Origin of the sequence: Vibrio sp. 070316B, from assembly GCF_013114115.1 — a bacterium.
Lineage (GTDB): Bacteria > Pseudomonadota > Gammaproteobacteria > Enterobacterales > Vibrionaceae > Vibrio > Vibrio chagasii_B.
The window spans coordinates 71,754-93,598 of record NZ_VTYC01000003.1; the positions used below are offsets into that span (position 1 = coordinate 71,754).

Below are 21,845 nucleotides of genomic sequence, written 5' to 3' on the forward strand. Positions count from 1 at the left end.
ATAATCATTGTTTTTATTGTTCTGTATTCGTTCCTTGCCTGAAACTCAGTTTCTCATTGAGAGGTGTCACTTCGTTTAAATCGGCAAGTAAATCGTAAATGTGGTGTTCCCTGGCCAGCTCTCGACATCGATTTTTCCGTTGTGCTGGTCGATCAGGTTCTGAGAAATGGATAGTCCCAGCCCTGTGCCGCCTTCACGGCCACTGACCATGGGGTAGAACAGGGTGTCTTTTAATTCATCGGGGATGCCTGGACCGTTATCGCTGATCTCAATACGTGCCGCGAGTTTGTGTCGCTGACCATGAATGTTGGCTTGATGCACCGTTCTAGTGCGAATGGTAATTTTGCCCGAATCTTGTGCCTTTAAAATCTGAGCCGCATTGCTCACGATATTGAGCATCGCCTGTTCCACCTGCGCTGAGTCCATCACTATTGGTGGCAAGCTTGGATCGTAGTCTCGCTCAATCGCCAGTGTGGAGCCGGACTCGAGCTCGACCAACTGTCTGACTTTTTCGAGTATCTGGTGGAGGTTCTCTTCTGACTTGGTTCCCGGCTTTTGTGGGCCAAGTAGGCGGTCGACCAGAGCACGCAAGCGGTCGGCTTGCTCAATAATGATCTGGGTGTATTCATTCAGCGACTGATCGGGAAGCATCTTTCCAAGTAATTGCGCTGCCCCTCTTAAGCCACCTAAAGGGTTCTTTATTTCATGAGCTAAACCGCGCACTAACAGCTTCGCCGCTTGTTGTTGCGCATGCTGGTTTAACTCTTGGCTAAGGCGCCTTTGCTGGTCTATCTTGCGCATCTCTACGAGCAACAGGGTTTCACGCTGCCAGGTAATTGGACTAACCGTCACCTCAAGCATCAGCGGGCGGTTGTCGACGACAAAGGTCACGTCACTGTCGGTAATGCTCTGGCCGCTTTGTAGAGGTTGCGTAAGCAGTGCTAAGTCGAGCGAGGCGTGTTGGATAAGTTGACTTAGTGGGTGATCAACAATGCGTCTCGCACTTTGTGAAAAGAGTTGTTCAGCCGCCGGGTTGGCGTATCGCACGTATAACTGTTCATCGAGCATCAATGTCGAAGTCACCATATTGTCGAGAATGGCGTTGGAAAGATGGTGTGTATCTATGCTGTCGCTTTTGGCTGATCGATTCACTGTTTCGTCCTTGAACTGGTGTTTTTCTCACTGCACCAAATTGGTGCGTAGCTAAGTTCAAGTATGGCGCATATCAATCAGAAGCTAAAGATAATTCAATAAAGTTGCTGAAAGCTGCTGAGAACAGGTGAAAAATCGCGGTAATTCAGTCTCTTTTAACCCATTGGCCTACTTGATCGTCGCTCGATGTAAATACACGGTGACTGGAGTAGTAGATGCAATAAGCTTGCCGCTTCTATGTGCTTGAATTGCAATGGTGTGAGTACCTCGATCGATATCTTTCAACTGCCAAGCCGGTTGGGTTTGTGGTGCGCCATAACGTCGCCCATCGAGCATCAATTGCAGTTGCTCACCAATGCCCAGTTTGCGGTTGAGTTCGATTTGAATCGAGACTAACCCACGGTTGCTACGAATGGTTTGATCGTGAATAGGAGTGAGCATGGTGAGAGCTAGTGGCGCAGGGACCTCTCGCTCAGGTTGTTGTGTGTTAGGTTGCTCTTGGCTTGGAGAGGGTGTTGAAGCTTTTGCGTCAACGGGTTGAGAGCTCTCAAATTTAGGTGCGGGTGCTGAGGCTTGAACATCCGGAAGCTGAAGTGACTTGGCACCTTCGCCTGTTGGTGTATCACTAAAATGGAGTACGCCATCTTCATCCACCCAGGTATAAACCGTTTGAGCAGAGCATGAGAGTGCGACTGTTAACCCGATCAGGAACAGTATGTTTTTCATATGGTTGGCCTCTTTCCACCGTTAGGTGATTTCACGTTTGGCGTTAGCTTTGTTATTGATTTTATTATGTTTAGTTCGACAGGCTCTGAGGGCTTTTGTCTATTATCTAAGGCATGTTACGAAGAAGGAGGGGTTGGGAGAATATAAAAAAGGCCCGCCTGCGAGGCGAGCCTAATATTTAGTTAGCGATTCTTACAAGGTTGCAGTAAGAAATGGCTTATCTCTACCTGAGATTAAACTGAGTAGTACAGTTCAAACTCAAGTGGGTGTGTAGCCATGTTTACGCGTTGTACGTCGTCAGATTTCAGAGCGATGTAAGAATCGATGAAGTCGTCAGAGAATACGCCGCCAGCTGTTAGGAACTCACGGTCTTCGCTAAGCGCTGCTAGAGCTTCTTGTAGAGATTCTGCAACTGTTGGGATTTCAGCTGCTTCTTCTGCAGGAAGGTCGTATAGATCTTTATCCATAGCTTCGCCTGGGTGAATCTTGTTCTTGATGCCGTCAAGGCCAGCCATAAGCATTGCTGAGTAGCATAGGTATGGGTTAGCTGCTGGGTCACCAAAACGTAGCTCGATACGACGTGCTTTAGGGCTTGGTACTACTGGGATACGGATAGAAGCAGAACGGTTACGTGCTGAGTAAGCAAGCATTACAGGTGCTTCGAAACCAGGTACAAGACGCTTGTACGAGTTTGTAGATGGGTTAGCAAACGCGTTGATTGCACGAGCGTGCTTGATTACACCACCGATGTAGTAAAGCGCCATTTCAGATAGGCCGCCGTACTTATCACCAGCAAACAGGTTAACACCGTCTTTTGCTAGAGATTGGTGAACGTGCATACCAGAACCGTTATCACCAACTAGTGGCTTAGGCATGAATGTCGCTGTTTTACCAAATGCGTGAGCAACGTTGTGTACAACGTACTTGTAGATTTGAGTTTCATCAGCTTTTGCTGTTAGCGTGTTGAAGCGAGTTGCGATTTCGTTTTGACCCGCAGTTGCTACTTCGTGGTGGTGAGCTTCAACTACTAGGCCCATCTCTTCCATTACTAGACACATTGCTGAACGGATGTCTTGAGATGAATCTACAGGAGCTACTGGGAAGTAACCGCCTTTAACGCCAGGACGGTGACCTTTGTTACCGCCTTCGAATTCAGTACCTGTGTTCCAAGCTGCTTCTACGTCGTCGATCTTGAAGAAAGAACCAGACATGTCGTTTGAGAACTTAACGTCGTCAAATAGGAAGAACTCTGGCTCTGGACCAACTAGAACTGTGTCTGCGATACCAGTAGAACGTAGGTACTCTTCAGAACGTTTAGCGATAGAGCGTGGGTCACGGTCGTAGCCTTGCATTGTTGCAGGCTCTAGAATGTCACAACGGATGTTTAGTGTTGCGTCTTCTGTGAATGGGTCCAGTACAGCAGATGCTGCGTCTGGCATCATTACCATGTCAGATTCGTTAATGCCTTTCCAACCAGCTACTGAAGAGCCGTCAAACATTTTGCCTTCTTCGAAGAAGTCTGCATCAACTTGGTGAGAAGGAATAGAGATATGCTGCTCTTTACCTTTTGTATCAGTAAAACGTAAGTCGATAAATTTAACTTCGTTCTCTTGGATCAGGGATAGTACATTTTCTACTGACATCTTGGATAACCTCCAGTGTTATTAATTCGGTATTAGCTCGATTCGGTTGAAACTAGCATTGATTAATGTCTAACAAGTGCATTAATCGATGCTGATTTATCTATAGCCAAAAGCGTGCCAAAAAAATTATTCCATTAATTTCAATGATTTACTTGTTTCACTGTTTCGCTTACTTCTTATTTTGCACCAAAATGATCTCTGGTTGCACCAAGTTGGTGCGATTGTTTGTCTGTGCACCAATATGAGACAAAAGCGAACACCATTCAGCAATTAATTGCAGACATTGTCAATCCACTTTTGTTATTTAGCCAGAGTTTCGGCGAGTTACTCGCGAACGAGACTTTTTAGAATCCTACAGATTTTGCTAGCCAACACTGTACTGAATCAAAGTTAAGCCAATGTGAATCGCTAACTAAGAAAAAAGCCTTGGTTCAGATCACATATTTCTGGGTTTTTGTCTAGAATCTGGTATATTATTGACCGTTTTTTTAATCAAGCTAGTGGCATTTCCTCTATTTTCAGAGGTCATTTGCGGCTACTTTTATGAGTGAATCGAGAATCCATGTCTACTCCACAGATTGATAAGTTAAGAAATATCGCGATCATCGCGCACGTTGACCACGGTAAAACGACTTTGGTTGATAAACTGCTACAACAGTCAGGTACTCTAGAGTCTCGTGGTGAAGCTGAAGAGCGTGTCATGGATTCGAATGACATCGAAAAAGAGCGTGGCATTACCATCCTTGCTAAGAACACAGCAATCAACTGGAATGATTACCGCATCAACATCGTAGATACCCCGGGACACGCGGACTTCGGTGGTGAAGTTGAGCGTATCATGTCTATGGTTGACTCTGTTCTGCTTATCGTTGACGCAGTTGACGGCCCAATGCCTCAAACTCGTTTCGTAACGCAAAAAGCATTCGCACACGGTCTTAAGCCAATCGTTGTAATCAACAAGATTGACCGCCCAGGCGCTCGTCCTGATTGGGTTATGGATCAAGTATTCGACCTTTTCGACAACCTAGGTGCGACTGATGAGCAGCTAGACTTCACAGTTGTTTACGCTTCAGCTCTAAACGGTTGGGCAACAATGACTGAAGGCGAAACTGGTACAGACATGGAACCATTGTTCCAAGCTGTTGTTGATACAGTAGACGCGCCAGCTGTTGACCTTGACGGTCCACTACAAATGCAAGTTTCTCAACTAGATTACAGCTCTTACGTAGGTGTTATCGGTGTTGCACGTGTTACTCGTGGTTCTGTTAAGCCAAACCAACAAGTATCTATCATCGGCGCTGACGGTAAGAAGCGTAACGGTAAAGTAGGTACTGTACTAGGTTACCTAGGCCTTGACCGTCACGAAGTTGAACAAGCTAACGCTGGTGACATCATTGCAATCACTGGTCTTGGTGAGCTTAAAATCTCTGACACTATCTGTGATGTGAACAACGTTGAAGCGATGACTCCGCTTTCTGTTGATGAACCAACAGTAACAATGACGTTCCAAGTAAATACTTCTCCGTTCGCGGGTAAAGAAGGTAAGTTCGTAACTTCACGTAACATCCTTGAGCGTCTAGAGAAAGAACTAGTACACAACGTTGCACTACGTGTTGAACAAACAGACGATCCAGACCGTTTCCGTGTATCTGGTCGTGGTGAACTTCACCTTTCTATCCTGATCGAGAACATGCGTCGTGAAGGCTTCGAGCTAGCAGTATCTCGTCCAGAAGTAATCATCAAGAAAGACGAAGATGGCAACCTAACAGAACCGTTTGAAACTGTGACTATCGACGTGCTTGAAGAGCACCAAGGTGGCATCATGGAAAACATCGGTCTACGTAAAGGTGAGCTAACTGATATGTCTCCAGATGGCAAAGGCCGAGTTCGCATGGACTTCATGATGCCTTCTCGTGGTCTTATCGGTTTCCAAACTGAGTTCCTAACGCTAACGTCTGGTTCTGGTCTTCTTTACCACACGTTCGATCACTACGGTCCACACAAAGGTGGCGTAATTGGTCAACGTAACAACGGTGTTCTAATCTCGAACGCAACAGGTAAAGCTCTGACTTACGCTCTATTCAACCTACAAGAACGTGGTCGTCTATTCGCTGAGCACGCGGACGAAGTATACGAAGGTCAAATCATCGGTATTCACAACCGTTCAAACGACCTGACAGTAAACTGTCTGAAAGGTAAGCAGCTAACGAACGTTCGTGCATCTGGTACTGATGAAGCACAGGTTCTTTCGCCACCTATCCGTCACACTCTAGAGCAAGCTCTTGAGTTCATCGACGAAGACGAACTAGTAGAAGTAACGCCAGAAAACATTCGTATCCGTAAGAAGCTTCTTACTGAAAACGAACGTAAGCGTGCAGCACGTCCAGCTAAAGCTTAATTGCTCGCTGACTAGCTTCTAGCTAAGTAAATAAGAAAGCCCTGAGTAGCCAAGCTGCTCAGGGCTTTTGTTTTTTTAGTTAGCTAAGATACGAGTAAACGAGATGCGGGATACGAAGAGCGTGTTTAGACTGGAGATAGTCAATTACTAGGAGGGTGACTATCTTCGGTGCCTGTTCTCTTTTATCCATTTCCTGTCATCGCATCGTCATTCCAGAATTGAGGAACGAGATATCTGGAATCTAGCTTTTGATTCCCAAGTAACCTTCAACGAACTGAACTCGCTCATCCACCGACATAAACGGCACTTCAACCACCTCATAACCTAGCTCTTGATAGACGTTGACTAGAGCGTGGTGAAGCTCTAACGCTTCTTCAATATGGGTAAGGGCGCACTTCATCTTGAACATAGATCGAAACCTCGGGGCGACAGAATAATACTTGAGAGTGGTAACCTTGGCTTGCATCTCGGTAGGTCGCATCTATCTCTAGGTTAGCCTGAGCCAAATAACCGCAGATGTCGGGAATGGCGCGATCGAGAAAGGCAATCGGATGTTGATTGGCTTGATATTTTTGCTCGCACATCACACCTAAACAAAGCTCAGCAAAGCCGGGAAGGTCTAGCCAAGGCAAGATACCGTCTTCAAGCTGACTTTGTTGTTCTATTAACTGGCGAGAAGACTCTGCGAAGGTGAGGTAGCCCGTATCAGCCAACGCATTAATCAGTGTGGTTTTTCCAGCGCCAGGGCCGCCAGTTATAATGATTGGGTTCATACGGGCTTATCTTGTTTTGTCTACTTTTGATTCAGCTGAGCAAGGAATTTATCCGACTCGGCAATCGCTGCATTCATCTGTTTGATCGCGTACGCGATGTCTTTTTCTAGGCTCATAAACTCACCTTGCAGTGAACCAACCGCACTCGCATTGAGGTTGTGTTTCAGATAAAGGGTGTTGTCTCGCAGAGTATTGAGTACTGGGTCCATCTTCTTCTCTGCACGCTTCATGGCTGACAGCATGGTTTGGTAAGACGATTTAGTTTCACGCAGTTTTTGTTCACTCGATCGACGTAGGGAGTCACTGGTGTAGAGGTCGAGTTCGGCTTGCCACTCTTCAAATAACGCATCAGACACATCTTCAATCGCAGCGATTCGGTCACTCACATTTTGCGCTGCTTTTTCGCTGTCTTGGTATTTATCGTTTATTTTGTTGTACATGTCTTCTAGGTCGCCGCCACTGAAATTAGTCAGGCTGCTGAGTGCTTCAAGTGCGCTGGTAAACTCTTCCTGAGCATCCTGCTGCGACTCTTTTGCATCTTCTACTCTGTCGACCATGATGTCACGTTTGTGATAGCCCACTTGCTCCATTGCAGAGTAATAAGCGGATTGGCATCCAGTAAGAGTAAAAATAGAGAGGACTATAACTATTAAATAAGGCATCCTTGTTTCCTATAGTTAAATAATATCAATCGTAGTAAATAACCGCTCAACCTAGCTTGTTAAAATGCTAGATAACGGCGTTAGAATTTTTGATTGTAGAATAACTACTTATCAAAAAACTCTGCCTTGTTCTCAAGCCTTTTTCCTACGCTATTTTTGAACACTTATTCACTGTGATTGATATATCGGAGTAATAATTAGGACTATGAACGAGTTACCAGGGAGTTACAAGTTGAAGATAAGAAAGGTCGGCATACTTAGCCTCCAGTATTTTCGCTATCTTTTAGCGCGCATGACGCATGATCGAGTTAACGTGAATGCGGGGTATTTGGCGTACATTACCTTACTCTCAATCGTACCCATGTTGACGGTTTTGCTCTCTATCTTGTCATCATTCTCTGTGTTCGCGGATGTGGGTATCGTGATTCAAAACTTCATCATTACTAACTTTGTTCCAGCGTCAGGGGATGCGGTACACGGTGCCTTGTTGGAGTTCGTTGCCAATACCGGCAAGATGACTGCGGTTGGTAGTGTGTTCTTATTCATCGCTGCGTTGATGCTGATCTCTAATATCGATAAGAACCTAAATTACATCTGGCGTGTTACCGAGAAGCGACGTGCAGTGCTGTCTTTCTCGATGTACTGGATGGTGCTCACTCTCGGGCCAATCTTGGTTGGGGCGAGCATTGCAGCCACCTCATATGTGACATCATTAAGCTTGCTACAAAACGAAGTGGTATCTGGCGCCTTTAATACTCTGATTCGCAAACTCCCTCTGATTCTCTCTTTCTTTGCGTTCTTTGGTTTATACCTATTGGTACCGAATAAGAAAATCCACTTTTCTCATGCAGCCGCTGGTTCTTTGGTGGCGGCATTACTGTTCGAACTCAGTAAGAAAGGCTTCGCTGCTTATATTACTCAGTTCCCTTCATATCAGGTGATCTATGGCGCGTTAGCGGCTATCCCGATTCTGTTTGTTTGGGTTTATTTATGCTGGCTGATAGTGCTGGTGGGGGCTGAGGTGACAGCTGCGCTCGGTGAAAAGGAAGAGTGGAGTGAGACGCAAAAAATAATGGTACACTCCACGGATAACGACAAAATCACAGAGCAAGGAAACAACAGTGATAGCACTGATTCAGAGAGTAAGTGAAGCTGCCGTCCGTGTTGATGGCGAAGTAGTTGGTGAGATAGAACAAGGCTTATTAGTACTATTAGGCGTAGAAAAAGGTGACGACGAAGCCAAAGCGAAACGTTTGATGGAACGAGTGACGACTTATCGTGTCTTTGGAGATGAAGACGATAAAATGAACCTCAACGTGAAGCAGGTGAATGGCAAGGTATTAGTAGTTTCTCAATTCACACTGCCAGCCGATACCAAAAAAGGTACACGAGCAGGTTTTTCTCGTGGTGCTCATCCAGAAGATGCCGAGCGTCTTTACAATTATTTCTCTGACCAATGTGAATCAGTATTGCCAACGGAACGTGGCCGATTTGCAGCCGACATGAAAGTGTCTCTGGTTAATGATGGCCCAGTAACATTCTGGCTGCAGGTTTAAGCTTAAAGGAATAAGCATGTTTAAACTCATAACCCCAACCACCGAAAATCAACTGAACAAGTATTACCATTTTCGTTGGCAGATGTTGCGTGAACCTTGGCGAATGCCTGTAGGTTCTGAGCGTGACGAATACGATGGCATGAGTCACCATCGCATGATTGTGGATGGGCGAGGTCGTCCGATGGCGATTGGTCGTCTGTATATCACCCCAGATCTCGAAGGCCAGATCCGCTACATGGCGGTAAAAAACTCTCGCCGTAGTAAAGGCATGGGCTCACTGATTTTAGTCGCACTAGAGTCGCTGGCTCGCCAAGAGGGCGCTAAGCGCTTGGTGTGTAACGCGCGTGAAGATGCGATTTCATTCTATGAAAAGAACAGTTTTGAGCGTCGTGGTGAGATTAACGACCAACGTGGTCCTGTTCGTCACCAACAGATGGTGAAGCCGCTTGATCCAATGGCAGATGTTCTGCGCAAGCCTGAATGGTGTAATGAGCTTCAGCAGCGTTGGGAGCACCAGATCCCTATCAGCGATAAGATGGGCATCAAGATAAACCAGTACACAGGTTATCAGTTCGAGTGTAGTGCTCAGCTAAACCCAAATCTGAACCCACACAACACCATGTTTGCAGGCTCTGCTTTTACTCTGGCAACCTTAACAGGTTGGGGGATGACGTGGTTATTGATGAAAGAGCGCGGCCTAACCGGCGACATCGTTCTGGCAGACAGTAATATTCGTTACCGTCATCCGGTCGAGCAAAACCCTGTCGCTTCTACTTCTTTAGATGGTATCAGTGGTGATTTGGATCGCCTCGCATCAGGAAGAAAGGCTCGTATCATTATTCACGTGACCATTCATAGTGGCGACGTGGAAGCGGTAGAGTTTACCGGAACCTATATGTTGATCCCTGACTACAAGAAGATCCTGTCGAGTGACAGCAAGGTGAGCGAATAACTTCACGCTTGCTTGATGATAGCTTGAGTTATGAATTGAAAGCGCTACTCCTTTGGAGTGGCGCTTTTTTGTTGGCAGTCATTAATCGCTGTGTACTCCGGTTGATCAAGTTTGCCAGAGACTTGGTTGCATGGGTCGGACAGCATAATTGAGAGAGAGTGTTGCTCTGCTTTGAGTAGGTCTAGCTCTCCAGAAACCTCACCATTAAGCGTTTGAACTCTTTGTGAGCCTTCTTCTACGGCCGATGCACCAATAATGTGCATCGGTTCTAGTGTGAAGCGACCACGGTCAAAATTCGCGCTGAGTTCAGGGATTTCAAACACGTTATCGGTCGAGGTTTCAGAAAGCTTATCGTTAAAGGTCATCACACCCTGGCGAACGCTGCCTTTAAGTTGACCTGTGGTTGAATAGCCCAACATGAGCGAATCACCGTAGAGACCAGAAGCTTGAAGCTCAAACTCACTATAACCTGTTGCATCGAGTGGTAAGTCGAGTTGCTGCAACATGGGTGAGATAGGCAAACCATCTGCGGAGATGTCGACACTCCACGGTTTGCTTATTTGGTTAAAATCGAGTGTCGCATTAGCTTCAATGTAGCCATTTCTGAGAGGTGCAAACAGACGTGTCAGCGTCCATTTCCCTTGTTCGCTATTCATTTCAACCACAGGCTGTGCGCTGAGAATACTTTGGTAGCTGGCATCATTGGCGCTCGCCATCAGCTTCCCTTGCCACAAACCTAGCTTTCTATCTTGCAGAAGTTGAACTTGGTGTCCTTCAATGTGCAGCCCAGAGACTTGCCAGTAAGGCTTTTGTGCAAGCTGGATAAGTTGGGTCCGTTCTACATTCAATCGTTCTATAGAGACTTGCTGAAGCTCTTTAAGCCAAGGTAATAGGCGCATGGCTGGCAGAGGTTTATCTTGGTTTTCTGTGACCCATTTAATGCCTTGCAGATCGAGCTGCGCTAATTCAATGCTGCTGGGCGTGACTTCGCCGTTGAGCTGAACGGTGCCTTGCAGGACTTGAGCGTAGAAATCTTCAATCTGTATCTGGTTTGGCTCTAGGCTTAGCTTGATATTTGGCTCGACAAACATGTCATCATCAACAGTGACTCCTTCGGCTTGCAGAGAGAAAAGCGCTTTCTGTTGTCTCCACAGTTCGAAAGGTAACTTGATGTTTTCTAATGAAGCATCAAAGGCTGCAAGATGTCCGCTTTGCCATTCGATGTCGCTACGTAAAATATCTAAGCTGTTGATATGGTTGATACGAATGCCCGCTACATCCCACTCTTTGCTCACTAGGCTCTGAGTTTGCTGCTGGTTGAGGCGTAAGCCATCAACGGTAACGTTCACTAATGACCAATCATGCTTATATTGCTCTGCTTGCCCAGAAATTTTGGCTCCGCGCCACTCAAACGAAGCGCCATAAAGGGTGCTGTCGCTCGCTTTAAGGTCAAGGTCGATCAGAAGGTTATCGAAGGCTTCACCTTGCCAATAGAGTTGCGAAGCGGAAAGTTGGGTTTTGCCGTAAGGCAGCAGTGTTTGATTATTGCTAAAGGTTGGATCGGCGATCTGCAGGTCGATGCCTCGCACATTAAAGCTGTTGGTTGAAAAATCCAGGTTATTGATCGCCAACTGGCGGAGCTTGAGCTTTTGTTCGGTTAACAGTGGTGAGAGCGTTTCTAGATCGTTCGCTTCCAACTGGATACCACTGATTAATACAGAGTCTAAGACGAGTTTGGCTTCAATGAGAGAGTCAGGGCTGAACCAGAGATCGACCTTATCAATATACAGAGGTGGTTGCTTTTCTGGTTGGGTATAGGTGATTCCCATTAGGGTGATGTGATAAGGCGCTTGATATTCGACATCTTCAATGACCACCGGTTGGTCAACCGTGTGCTTGATAAAAAAGTTAGCAACATCCGCACGGTATTGAGTCTGTAGGCTTAATAGCAACGCTGCGATAACCGCAACGGCGATAGCCAACACAATGCCGAACACCATGAATACCTTTTTCATTCCCTGAAAGCCTTACATTTCAATAGTCTTAAAACAGAGTGGAACAAAAAGGGGCAAGCATCAACAAAAAAGCCCCTCAAAAGAGGGGCTTGCTACAAAAATATCGTTTTAAATGGGCGTTCGCTTTTGGCTAAGCCCGAGCAGATGCTTGGATTAGTCGAGTTGTGGGCCTGCCGCAACCAATGACTTACCTTCAGCGTTGTCAGTGTACTTATCAAAGTTATTGATGAAGCGTTCTGCTAGATCTTTCGCTTTGCTTTCCCATTGTAGTGGGTCTGTGTATGTGTCGCGTGGATCTAGGATCGCTGGGTCAACATCGTGCAGCGCTAGAGGCACTTCTAGGTTGAACATAGGGATAACCTTAGTGTCAGCCTTGTCGATAGAACCATCTAGGATAGCGTCGATAATGCCACGCGTATCTTGGATAGAGATACGTTTGCCAGTACCGTTCCAGCCCGTGTTTACTAGGTAAGCTTCAGCGCCAGCTGCTTCCATGCGTTTTACAAGTACTTCAGCGTACTGAGTTGGGTGAAGCGTTAGGAACGCCGCGCCGAACGCTGCAGAGAAGGTTGGAGTCGGCTCTGTGATACCGCGCTCTGTACCTGCTAGTTTCGCTGTGAAACCAGATAGGAAGTGGTACTTCGTTTGCTCTGGAGTCAGTTTAGAAACTGGTGGTAATACACCAAATGCATCAGCAGTCAGGAAGATAACCTTTTGAGCGTGACCTGCTTTTGATACTGGCTTAACAATGTTGTCGATGTGGTGAATCGGGTAAGAAACACGAGTGTTTTCTGTTTTAGAACCGTCATCAAAATCGATAGAACCATCGCCACGAACCGTTACGTTTTCTAGCAGTGCATCACGACGGATTGCATTATAGATTTCTGGTTCTGCTTCCTTAGATAGACGGATCGTCTTCGCGTAACAACCGCCTTCAAAGTTGAAGATACCGTCGTCATCCCAACCGTGCTCATCATCACCGATTAGTTCACGTTTAGGGTCTGTTGATAGCGTTGTTTTACCTGTGCCCGATAGGCCGAAGAATACCGCTACATCGCCTTTCTCACCAACGTTCGCACTACAGTGCATTGAAGCAATACCTTGCAGAGGAAGTAGGTAGTTCATCATTGCGAACATGCCTTTCTTCATCTCACCGCCGTACCAAGTACCACCGATGATTTGAACTCGCTCTGTTAGGTTGAAAGCAACGAAGTTCTCAGAGTTTAGGCCTTGTTTTTCCCAATTAGGGTTGGTTGTTTTAGCACCGTTCATTACCACGAAATCTGGCTCGAACGTTGCCAACTCTTCGTCTGTTGGACGAATGAACATGTTCTTAACGAAGTGCGCTTGCCACGCTACTTCAGTGATAATACGTACACTTAAGCGTGTATCTGGGTTAGCACCACAGTAACCGTCAATCACAAACAGGCGCTTGCCAGATAGCTGAGTTGTTACAAGCTCTTTTAGCTCGTTCCATACTTCAGTTGTGATCGGTTTGTTATCGTTTTTGCCTTGATCTGACCACCACATGGTATCGCGGGTCGTGTCATCTTTAACAATGTACTTATCTTTCGGTGAGCGGCCAGTAAAGATACCAGTGTCAACAGCAACAGCACCTAGCTCCGTTACTACGCCTTTTTCGTAGCCTTCCAAACCTGGCAGTGTTTCTTCAACGAATAACTGCTCATAGCTAGGATTGCGAAGAACTTCGGTAACGCCAGTAAGTCCGTGCTTAGTTAGATCAATTTGTGCAGCCTTAGTATGTTCCATAACGGTCATAGGTGCTCCTTGTAGGATATTTTGTAGGGATTTTGTATTAATTTTTTATTGTTATCTGCTCACCATGCTAGCAACGAGACTCGGGGGAAACAGGGATACAGCTCAAAAAATATCCATATTAACCATGGGGTTTTAAGTGTCTCGTCACATATTGGCCTAACTAGTCTATCCTGTACGCAAACCTTTGCGCTAGGGGCGGGAACATTATTAATTGATTAAAATTAAGCGGTGATTTTATTACGAGATGTTACGAAGTTTGCGCTATTTTGATCACAAAAAAGGCCAGCTTAGTGCTGACCTTTTTGGGGTAAATTACGTGTTTTTGGCACGACGTAAATTAATGAACCGTATTGCTGCCTTTATCTGCTGCTTCTGCATACAGTGCATCAACGTCGTTCTTGTCGAACGAGTAGTTCGTACCACAGTAATCACAGTGAAGAGCAACGCTACCTTCAGTACTTAGGATGTCGTAAATCTCTTCTTGAGCAACGGTAATGATCGCTGCTGCGCTGCGTTCACGAGAACAACCACAGAAGAATTCAACTGGCTGTGGTGTGAAAAGTTGTACTTTCTCTTGGTTGTACAAACGGTAAAGCAGTTCGTTTGCTTCTAGAGAGAATAGCTCTTCGTTTTTCACTGTGTCTGTTAGCTGTTCTAGGTGCTCGAAGTCATTTGGAGTACCAGTACCATCAGGCATAACTTGCAGCAACATACCTGCAGCGTGTGCTTTGCCTTCGTGCTCACCAGTACGTAGCCATAGACGAGTCCTAAGCTGCTCAGAGTTCGCGAAGTAACCTTCAAGTACTTGAGCTAGTGTGTCACCTTCAAGACCAACGATACCTTGGTAACGTTCACCTTTCTTAGGGTCGATAGTGATCACTAGGTGGCCTTTACCCATTAGGTCGTGTAGACCTGCGTCGTCAGCAATTTCGCCTTCAAAGCGAGCAACACCGCGAATCTTTTGGTTATGGTCGCCATTGATAACTGCTAGAGATACCGGGCCGTCACCTTGCAGCTGCATAGTGATAGAACCTTCAAATTTTAGGGTCGCAGTTAGTAGCGTAGTTGAAACCAATAGCTCACCCAGCAGCTTTTGTACTGGAGCTGGGTATTCCTTGCTAGAAATAATCTGTTGGTACGCTTCATCCATTTGTACCAATTCACCACGTACTGATAGGTCTTCAAATAGGTAGCGATTTAAAACATTGTTTGCCATTTGGCTATTCCTTCTAGCTTATTGATGCTTGAACTTGATGATGTCACGACGTTGCTTTTTATCAGGGCGACGCTCTGGAGCTGGGTTATGTGCATGCAGTTTACGCTGTTTTGCAAACTCTTCTCTTTTTGCCAAGCTCTCGGTGGTTTCTTCATAGAGGGTTTGAGCGATCGGTGCTCCACCACGATGGGCTGAGATTTTCTCGATCGTTACCGTCTTTTCTTCATTACCTTGGCGCAGTGTAATAACTGCCCCAAGTTCGACAATCTTACTTGGCTTGCTGCGCTGACCATTATAGTGGACTTTGCCACCATCGACCATGTTACGAGCAATAGACCGAGTTTTGTAAAAGCGTGCTGCCCACAACCATTTATCGAGTCTGACAGCTTCATTAGAAGTTTTCATATAGGGCTGTGCCTTATTAAGTGAGAAATGAATGCGGTTTAACTGTAGTGAACAGTGCGCAACATGTTTTTGATGATGCTTATCACATTAGGTAGAAGTTTTATGTGGAGGCGGTTAGCATTTTTTTCAAGTCATATTGCAAAATCGCTATGTAATGCCGATTTATCGATTTGCTATGATATAGTTCAAGATCTTATGCTTATATAAGCTCGGTATCGAACGAATGAATAAAAAAGCTGAAAGTTTAATAGTTTGCAGCGTTTGTTGTCATGAGAAGGGGCAAGGGAAGTGAACTTTTTAGAGCTCAAAAATCGTATAGGAAATTCTCCTATGTTGAGCCGCTTATTAGATAATGGATTTGTGCTTCAGCAGAAACTGAGTATCGCCACTTGTTGTGTACTCATTGCCGCTTCAGCATGGATTTTAGGACAACTTGTCTGGTTTGTTGAACCTGCCGAGCAAACGGTTGTGCCTTGGAAAGCAACGGTGTCGTCGTCTGCTACGCCTCAGTCGACTCTAGATATCTCTTCTTTACAACAGAGCAACATGTTTGGTGCCTATAACCCAAGCAAATCCGCAGTGGTTGAGCAACAAGTGATTCAAGATGCACCCAAGACACGCCTTAACCTCGTCTTGGTTGGTGCGGTTGCCAGTTCTAACCCTGAATTGAGCTTAGCGGTGATTGCCAACCGTGGTACGCAAGCGACTTATGGGATCAATGAACAGATAGAAGGCACCAGAGCTAAACTAAAAGCCGTGTTAATCGACCGCGTGATCATTGATAACTCAGGTCGTGATGAAACGCTGATGCTAGAAGGTATTGAGTACAAGCGTTTAGCGGTATCAGAACCTGCACCACGTCGTGCCTCTTCTTCAGTTCGTGGTAATAACCCGGCTTCTGCAGAAGAGAAGCTTGATGAGATTAAAGCGAAGATAATGAAAGACCCGCAACAAATCTTCCAATATGTTCGATTGTCTCAGGTGAAACGCGACGATAGTGTGATCGGTTATCGTGTGAGCCCTGGCAAAGATTCAGAACTTTTTAACTCTGTTGGGCTCCAAAACGGAGATATTGCAACTCAGTTAAATGGTCAAGATCTGACAGACCCAGCCGCGATGGGCAACATATTCCGTTCAATCTCAGAACTGACAGAGTTAAATCTGGTCGTTGAGCGAGATGGACAACAACATGAAGTGTTTATTGAATTTTAAAACTTTGCGTCTAACGAAAGACGAAAGTGTAGGAGAAGTACGTGAAGCATTGGTTTAAGAAAAGTGCATGGTTATTGGCAGGAAGCTTAATCTGCACACCCGCAGCCTTCGCTAATGATTTTAGTGCCAGCTTTAAAGGCACTGACATTCAAGAGTTTATTAATATTGTTGGCCGTAACCTTGAGAAAACGATCATCGTTGACCCATCGGTGCGCGGAAAAATTGATGTGCGCAGTTATGACGTACTCAATGAAGAACAATATTACAGCTTCTTCCTCAATGTATTAGAGGTTTACGGCTATGCGGTCGTTGAAATGGACTCAGGTGTTCTGAAGATCATCAAGGCTAAAGACTCTAAAACCTCTGCCATTCCTGTTGTCGGTGATCGTGATTCTATCGCGGGCGACAGCGTAGTAACACGCGTTGTTACCGTTCGTAATGTCTCGGTTCGTGAGCTTTCTCCTCTGCTTCGCCAACTGAACGATAATGCGGGCGCGGGCAACGTTGTGCACTACGACCCAGCGAATATCATTCTAATCACTGGTCGCGCGGCGGTTGTAAACCGCTTAGCTGAAATCATCAAGCGTGTTGACCAAGCGGGTGATAAAGAGATCGAAGTGGTTGAGCTAAAGAATGCTTCAGCTGCTGAGATGGTACGTATTGTCGATGCGTTGAATAAAACCACCGATGCGAAAAACACCCCAGCTTTCCTACAGCCTAAATTGGTTGCGGACGAGCGTACCAATGCAATCCTTATCTCAGGTGACCCTAAGGTTCGTAGCCGTTTAAGAAAGCTGATTGAGCAACTTGATGTTGAGATGGCAACCAAGGGCAACAACCAAGTTATCTACCTTAAGTATGCAAAAGCAGAAGACTTAGTTGATGTACTGAAGGGTGTGTCGGACAACCTGCAGTCAGAGAAGCAAACTTCAACCAAAGGTAGCTCATCTCAACGCGATAAAGTCGTGATTTCGGCGCACAGCGATACCAACTCGTTAGTCATTACCGCACAACCTGACATCATGAATGCGCTGCAAGACGTGATTGCTCAGCTAGATATTCGTCGTGCTCAAGTACTGATCGAAGCTCTGATTGTTGAGATGGCAGAAGGTGATGGAATTAACCTTGGTGTGCAGTGGGGTTCTTTAGAGAACGGTGGAGCAATTCAGTTCTCTAACGGTGGCCCCAAAATTGGTGAAGTAATGGTTGGTCTTGAAGAGGCTAAAGATACGACATCGACTACAGCTGTTTATGACTCAGATGGCAACTTTTTACGTAACGAAACTACCACAGAAGAGGGTGATTACAGTACGCTAGCTTCTGCGCTTGGCGGTTTGAATGGAGCTGCATTACCTATTGTTATGGGAGATTGGACAGCCTTGATCAGTGCCGTTTCGACTGATTCAAACTCAAACATCCTGTCTTCTCCAAGTATTACCGTGATGGATAATGGTGAGGCGTCGTTCATTGTTGGTGAGGAAGTACCGGTTCTTACTGGCTCGACGGCGGGCTCAAGCAACGACAACCCATTCCAAACCGTTGAGCGTAAAGAAGTCGGTATCAAGCTTAAAGTGGTTCCACAAATCAACGAAGGCAACTCAGTACAGCTGAACATTGAGCAAGAAGTATCGAATGTGTTGGGTGCAAATGGTGCAGTCGATGTTCGTTTTGCTAAGCGACAGTTGAACACATCAGTCATGATTGAAGATGGTCAAATGTTGGTACTTGGTGGCTTAATTGATGAGCGTGCACTAGAAAGCGAGGCAAAAGTACCAATCCTGGGAGATATTCCATACCTTGGTTACTTATTTAAATCTACTAGTACTCAGGTCGAGAAAAAGAACCTAATGGTATTCATCAAGCCGACCATTATTCGTGATGGTATGACGGCCGATGGTATTACTCAGCGTAAATACAACTTTATTCGTGCTGAGCAGTTGTATAAGTCAGAGCAGGGCCTGAAGCTGATGGATGACGATAATATTCCAGTGCTGCCTAAATTTGGCGAAAGCATGAGTTACCCGGCTGAACTTCAAGCCTTCATTGAACAGATGGAAACAGAATAATGGCTGAATTGGTAGGGGCGGCACGAACTTATCAGCGCTTGCCGTTTAGCTTTGCGAATCGTTACAAAATGGTGCTGGAGTATCAGCACCCAGAGCGCGCACCGACACTGTACTATGTTGAACCACTGAAATCAGCGGCGATCATCGAGGTGAGCCGTGTAGTGAAAGATGGTTTCACACCACAAGCGATCACTGCCGATGAATTTGATAAAAAACTGACCGATGCGTACCAACGTGACTCTTCAGAAGCGCGTCAATTAATGGAAGACATTGGTGCTGACAGTGATGACTTCTTCTCGTTGGCGGAGGAGCTGCCACAAGATGAAGACTTGCTTGAGTCAGAAGACGATGCGCCAATCATCAAGCTAATCAACGCGATGCTGGGGGAGGCGATCAAAGAAGGTGCTTCGGATATCCATATCGAGACCTTTGAGAAGTCGCTATCGATCCGTTTCCGTATTGATGGTGTGCTGCGTGATGTTCTTGCACCAAGCCGTAAATTGGCGCCGCTGCTAGTGTCACGTGTAAAGGTTATGGCGAAGTTGGATATTGCGGAAAAACGCGTGCCGCAAGATGGTCGTATTTCACTGCGTATTGGTGGCCGAGCAGTCGATGTTCGTGTATCAACCATGCCTTCATCACACGGTGAGCGTGTGGTAATGCGTCTGTTGGATAAAAACGCGACCCGCCTAGATCTGCACAGTTTAGGTATGACGGCAGAGAACCACGAGAACTTCCGTAAACTCATTCAACGTCCGCACGGCATTATCTTGGTAACGGGTCCAACAGGTTCGGGTAAATCCACAACCTTGTATGCAGGCCTGCAAGAGCTCAACAGCAACGAACGCAATATCCTTACCGTTGAAGATCCAATCGAGTTCGATATCGATGGTATTGGTCAAACACAAGTGAACCCTAAGGTTGATATGACCTTTGCTCGTGGTTTACGTGCGATTCTTCGTCAAGACCCGGATGTGGTGATGATTGGTGAGATTCGGGACTTAGAGACCGCGGAGATTGCCGTTCAAGCTTCTTTGACGGGTCACTTAGTGATGTCGACCCTCCATACCAATACCGCAGTTGGTGCGATTACGCGTCTGCGCGACATGGGCATCGAACCATTCCTTATCTCTTCTTCACTGCTGGGTGTTTTGGCCCAGCGCTTAGTTCGTACCTTGTGTAACGACTGTAAAGAGCCTTATGAAGCGGACAAAGAGCAGAAAAAGCTGTTTGGCTTGAAGAAGAAAGACAGCCTGACCCTTTACCATGCCAAGGGGTGCGAGCACTGTAGCCATAAAGGTTACCGAGGCCGTACTGGTATTCATGAATTACTGATGGTTGATGAATCGGTTCAAGAGCTGATTCACAGCGAAGCGGGTGAGCAAGCGATCGAGAAAGCAATTCGTGGCACAACCCCAAGTATTCGAGAGGATGGCTTGAGCAAAGTTCTGAAAGGGGTAACGTCCCTAGAAGAAGTGATGCGAGTGACCAAGGAAGTCTAGTATGGCGGCATTTGAATACAAAGCGCTGGATGCCAAAGGCAAAAGTAAAAAGGGCTCGATTGAAGCGGATAACGCTCGTCAGGCTCGTCAGCGCTTAAAAGAACAAGGCTTAATACCGGTTGAAATGGCTGAAGCCAAAGCAAAAAGCAGTAAGGGAGGCAGCGCGCCTTCTACTGGTTTTAAGCGTGGTATCAGCACGCCAGACCTTGCTTTGATTACTCGCCAAATTTCTACATTGGTTCAATCAGGCATGCCGCTAGAAGAGTGTTTGAAGGCCGTGGCAGAGCAATCGGAGAAGCCTCGCATTCGCACTATGTTATTGGCGGTTCGTTCTAAAGTGACGGAAGGCTACTCGCTAGCGGATAGCTTGGCTGATTACCCGCACATCTTTGACGAACTGTTCAGAGCCATGGTGGCGGCAGGTGAGAAATCTGGGCACTTAGACGCGGTACTGGAGCGATTAGCCGATTACGCCGAAAATCGCCAAAAGATGCGCTCTAAGCTGCTGCAAGCGATGATCTACCCTGTGGTGCTGGTGGTGTTTGCGGTGACTATCGTTTCGTTCCTATTAGCAACGGTAGTACCCAAGATCGTTGAACCAATCATCCAGATGGGACAAGAGCTTCCTCAATCGACCCAATTTTTATTGGCATCGAGTGAATTTATCCAGGATTGGGGCATCCAATTACTGTTGCTGATCATTGGTGTGATTGTGTTGATTAAGACCGCGCTCAAAAGACCGGGCGTGCGTCTAAGTTGGGATCGCAAATTGTTGAGTATCCCGCTGATCGGCAAGATAGCGAAAGGTATCAACACCTCTCGCTTTGCACGCACACTTTCAATTTGTACCTCAAGTGCGATTCCAATCCTTGAGGGGATGAAGGTTGCGGTTGACGTTATGTCGAACCACCATGTCAAACAACAAGTATTACAAGCATCAGATAGCGTGAGAGAAGGGGCAAGCCTGCGTAAAGCGCTTGATCATACTAAGCTCTTCCCGCCGATGATGCTGCACATGATTGCTAGTGGTGAGCAGAGTGGTCAATTAGAGCAGATGCTGACTCGTGCAGCCGATAACCAAGACCAAAGCTTTGAGTCGACGGTAAACATTGCGTTAGGCATTTTTACCCCGGCACTTATCGCTCTGATGGCAGGTTTGGTGCTGTTTATTGTGATGGCGACTCTGATGCCAATGCTTGAAATGAACAACTTAATGAGCGGCTAACACTGTTCGTAGAACGTTTTTGGATCATCGAGAAGAAGGACAATATTCCCCTCAACTCGTTGTCTGTAATTTGGAGAAAATAATGAAAAACAAAATGAAGAAACAATCAGGCTTTACTCTACTAGAGGTGATGGTGGTTGTGGTTATCCTTGGCGTGCTGGCGAGCTTTGTTGTACCTAACCTATTGGGTAACAAAGAGAAGGCTGATCAACAAAAAGCCATCACAGATATCGTCGCGCTAGAGAACGCGCTAGATATGTACAAGCTGGATAACAGCGTTTACCCAACAACGGATCAAGGTCTTGATGCACTTGTTTCTAAGCCAAGCAGCCCAGAGCCACGTAACTACCGTGATGGCGGCTACATCAAGCGTCTACCTAACGACCCATGGGGCAACGAGTATCAATACCTAAGCCCTGGTGATAACGGCACTATCGATATCTTTACACTTGGCGCTGATGGTCAAGAAGGTGGTGAAGGTATTGCTGCGGATATCGGTAACTGGAACATGCAAGACTTTCAGTAAGCCTAGGCTTATTGTCGCTTGACGCCGTTATTTGATG

General features: G+C 46.2%; 17 protein-coding genes and 1 pseudogene. 9 read left to right on the top strand and 9 right to left on the bottom strand.

Annotated elements, in window-relative coordinates; translation table 11 throughout:
• Positions 1-75 precede the first annotated feature (75 nt).
• The 3 genes from glnL to glnA all read right to left on the bottom strand — a co-directional run bounded on the left by glnL (position 76) and on the right by glnA (position 3,521).
• Positions 76-1,152, bottom strand: coding sequence for a nitrogen regulation protein NR(II) (gene glnL / locus F0251_RS04280; RefSeq protein ID WP_061033103.1), 1,077 nt, complete (start codon positions 1,150-1,152; stop codon positions 76-78).
• Positions 1,153-1,320: 168 nt separating this feature from the next.
• Positions 1,321-1,878 carry a DUF4124 domain-containing protein gene (locus F0251_RS04285; RefSeq protein WP_171730396.1) on the bottom strand — a complete coding sequence of 186 codons (558 nt, stop codon included), beginning with the start codon at positions 1,876-1,878 and terminating at the stop codon, positions 1,321-1,323.
• Between the two features lie 233 nt (positions 1,879-2,111).
• Positions 2,112-3,521 carry a glutamate--ammonia ligase gene (gene glnA / locus F0251_RS04290; protein ID WP_008218471.1) on the bottom strand — a complete coding sequence of 470 codons (1,410 nt, stop codon included), beginning with the start codon at positions 3,519-3,521 and terminating at the stop codon, positions 2,112-2,114.
• A 562-nt stretch (positions 3,522-4,083) separates the two neighbouring features.
• Here glnA and typA point away from each other — a divergent pair.
• On the top strand, positions 4,084-5,919 hold the full coding sequence (gene typA / locus F0251_RS04295) for a translational GTPase TypA (RefSeq protein WP_008218470.1): 1,836 nt from the start codon (positions 4,084-4,086) through the stop codon (positions 5,917-5,919).
• Positions 5,920-6,160: 241 nt separating this feature from the next.
• Here typA and F0251_RS04300 read toward each other — a convergent pair.
• Both F0251_RS04300 and F0251_RS04305 read right to left on the bottom strand, forming a co-directional pair.
• A pseudogene (locus F0251_RS04300) lies at positions 6,161-6,692 on the bottom strand (AAA family ATPase).
• Between the two features lie 20 nt (positions 6,693-6,712).
• Entirely contained in the window at positions 6,713-7,354 is a 642-nt protein-coding gene (locus F0251_RS04305; protein ID WP_032498329.1) for a DUF2959 domain-containing protein, read from the bottom strand.
• Positions 7,355-7,559: 205 nt separating this feature from the next.
• Between F0251_RS04305 and F0251_RS04310 the strand changes: the two genes are divergently transcribed.
• The 3 genes from F0251_RS04310 to F0251_RS04320 are packed head-to-tail and all read left to right on the top strand — an operon-like array spanning position 7,560 to position 9,862.
• A complete protein-coding gene (locus tag F0251_RS04310) occupies positions 7,560-8,504 on the top strand; it encodes a virulence factor BrkB family protein (RefSeq protein ID WP_171730397.1) in 945 nt (314 codons plus the stop codon).
• Positions 8,476-8,910, top strand: coding sequence for a D-aminoacyl-tRNA deacylase (gene dtd, locus F0251_RS04315; RefSeq protein ID WP_004741469.1), 435 nt, complete (start codon positions 8,476-8,478; stop codon positions 8,908-8,910). The genes F0251_RS04310 and dtd overlap by 29 nt, the downstream gene beginning before the upstream one ends.
• Before the next feature lie 16 nt (positions 8,911-8,926).
• Positions 8,927-9,862, top strand: a complete 936-nt coding sequence (locus F0251_RS04320) for a bifunctional GNAT family N-acetyltransferase/hotdog fold thioesterase (RefSeq protein ID WP_004741468.1) — start codon at positions 8,927-8,929, stop codon at positions 9,860-9,862.
• A 44-nt stretch (positions 9,863-9,906) separates the two neighbouring features.
• On the opposite strand, the gene F0251_RS04325 is transcribed toward F0251_RS04320, so the two are convergent.
• From F0251_RS04325 to hslR, 4 genes are all read right to left on the bottom strand, one after another.
• On the bottom strand, positions 9,907-11,877 hold the full coding sequence (locus tag F0251_RS04325; RefSeq protein ID WP_253821615.1) for an AsmA family protein: 1,971 nt from the start codon (positions 11,875-11,877) through the stop codon (positions 9,907-9,909).
• Positions 11,878-12,030: 153 nt separating this feature from the next.
• The gene (pckA, locus tag F0251_RS04330) at positions 12,031-13,656 is read right to left on the bottom strand and encodes a phosphoenolpyruvate carboxykinase (ATP) (protein WP_105057732.1); all 1,626 of its coding nucleotides are present in this window, start codon (positions 13,654-13,656) and stop codon (positions 12,031-12,033) included.
• A 337-nt stretch (positions 13,657-13,993) separates the two neighbouring features.
• Entirely contained in the window at positions 13,994-14,872 is an 879-nt protein-coding gene (gene hslO, locus F0251_RS04335; protein WP_171730398.1) for an Hsp33 family molecular chaperone HslO, read from the bottom strand.
• Positions 14,873-14,890: 18 nt separating this feature from the next.
• Positions 14,891-15,277 (bottom strand): ribosome-associated heat shock protein Hsp15, encoded by a 387-nt coding sequence (hslR, locus tag F0251_RS04340; RefSeq protein ID WP_004741464.1) that lies wholly within the window; start codon positions 15,275-15,277, stop codon positions 14,891-14,893.
• Positions 15,278-15,607: 330 nt separating this feature from the next.
• Here hslR and gspC point away from each other — a divergent pair, with 330 nt between their 5' ends.
• The 5 genes from gspC (at position 15,608) to gspG (ending at position 21,808) form a co-directional block, all read left to right on the top strand.
• A complete protein-coding gene (gene gspC / locus F0251_RS04345) occupies positions 15,608-16,489 on the top strand; it encodes a type II secretion system protein GspC (protein ID WP_105057734.1) in 882 nt (293 codons plus the stop codon).
• Positions 16,490-16,530: 41 nt separating this feature from the next.
• Positions 16,531-18,555, top strand: a complete 2,025-nt coding sequence (gspD, locus tag F0251_RS04350) for a type II secretion system secretin GspD (protein WP_061033111.1) — start codon at positions 16,531-16,533, stop codon at positions 18,553-18,555.
• Positions 18,555-20,057, top strand: a complete 1,503-nt coding sequence (gspE, locus tag F0251_RS04355; protein WP_061033112.1) for a type II secretion system ATPase GspE — start codon at positions 18,555-18,557, stop codon at positions 20,055-20,057. The genes gspD and gspE overlap by 1 nt, the downstream gene beginning before the upstream one ends.
• Position 20,058: 1 nt before the next feature.
• Positions 20,059-21,282 (top strand): type II secretion system inner membrane protein GspF, encoded by a 1,224-nt coding sequence (gene gspF, locus F0251_RS04360; protein ID WP_061033113.1) that lies wholly within the window; start codon positions 20,059-20,061, stop codon positions 21,280-21,282.
• An 82-nt stretch (positions 21,283-21,364) separates the two neighbouring features.
• Entirely contained in the window at positions 21,365-21,808 is a 444-nt protein-coding gene (gene gspG, locus F0251_RS04365) for a type II secretion system major pseudopilin GspG (RefSeq protein WP_004741459.1), read from the top strand.
• Positions 21,809-21,845: the final 37 nt, after the last annotated feature.

Excerpts from the sequence above, each read along its gene's own strand:
- F0251_RS04285 (WP_171730396.1), bottom strand. The coding sequence starts at position 1,878 with ATGAAAAACATACTGTTCCTGATCGGGTTAACAGTCGCACTCTCATGC.
- glnA (WP_008218471.1), bottom strand. The coding sequence starts at position 3,521 with ATGTCAGTAGAAAATGTACTATCCCTGATCCAAGAGAACGAAGTTAAA.
- typA (WP_008218470.1), top strand. The coding sequence starts at position 4,084 with ATGTCTACTCCACAGATTGATAAGTTAAGAAATATCGCGATCATCGCG.
- F0251_RS04305 (WP_032498329.1), bottom strand. The coding sequence starts at position 7,354 with ATGCCTTATTTAATAGTTATAGTCCTCTCTATTTTTACTCTTACTGGA.
- F0251_RS04310 (WP_171730397.1), top strand. The coding sequence starts at position 7,560 with ATGAACGAGTTACCAGGGAGTTACAAGTTGAAGATAAGAAAGGTCGGC.
- F0251_RS04320 (WP_004741468.1), top strand. The coding sequence starts at position 8,927 with ATGTTTAAACTCATAACCCCAACCACCGAAAATCAACTGAACAAGTAT.
- F0251_RS04325 (WP_253821615.1), bottom strand. The coding sequence starts at position 11,877 with ATGAAAAAGGTATTCATGGTGTTCGGCATTGTGTTGGCTATCGCCGTT.
- pckA (WP_105057732.1), bottom strand. The coding sequence starts at position 13,656 with ATGACCGTTATGGAACATACTAAGGCTGCACAAATTGATCTAACTAAG.
- hslO (WP_171730398.1), bottom strand. The coding sequence starts at position 14,872 with ATGGCAAACAATGTTTTAAATCGCTACCTATTTGAAGACCTATCAGTA.
- hslR (WP_004741464.1), bottom strand. The coding sequence starts at position 15,277 with ATGAAAACTTCTAATGAAGCTGTCAGACTCGATAAATGGTTGTGGGCA.
- gspC (WP_105057734.1), top strand. The coding sequence starts at position 15,608 with ATGTTGAGCCGCTTATTAGATAATGGATTTGTGCTTCAGCAGAAACTG.
- gspE (WP_061033112.1), top strand. The coding sequence starts at position 18,555 with ATGGCTGAATTGGTAGGGGCGGCACGAACTTATCAGCGCTTGCCGTTT.
- gspF (WP_061033113.1), top strand. The coding sequence starts at position 20,059 with ATGGCGGCATTTGAATACAAAGCGCTGGATGCCAAAGGCAAAAGTAAA.
- gspG (WP_004741459.1), top strand. The coding sequence starts at position 21,365 with ATGAAAAACAAAATGAAGAAACAATCAGGCTTTACTCTACTAGAGGTG.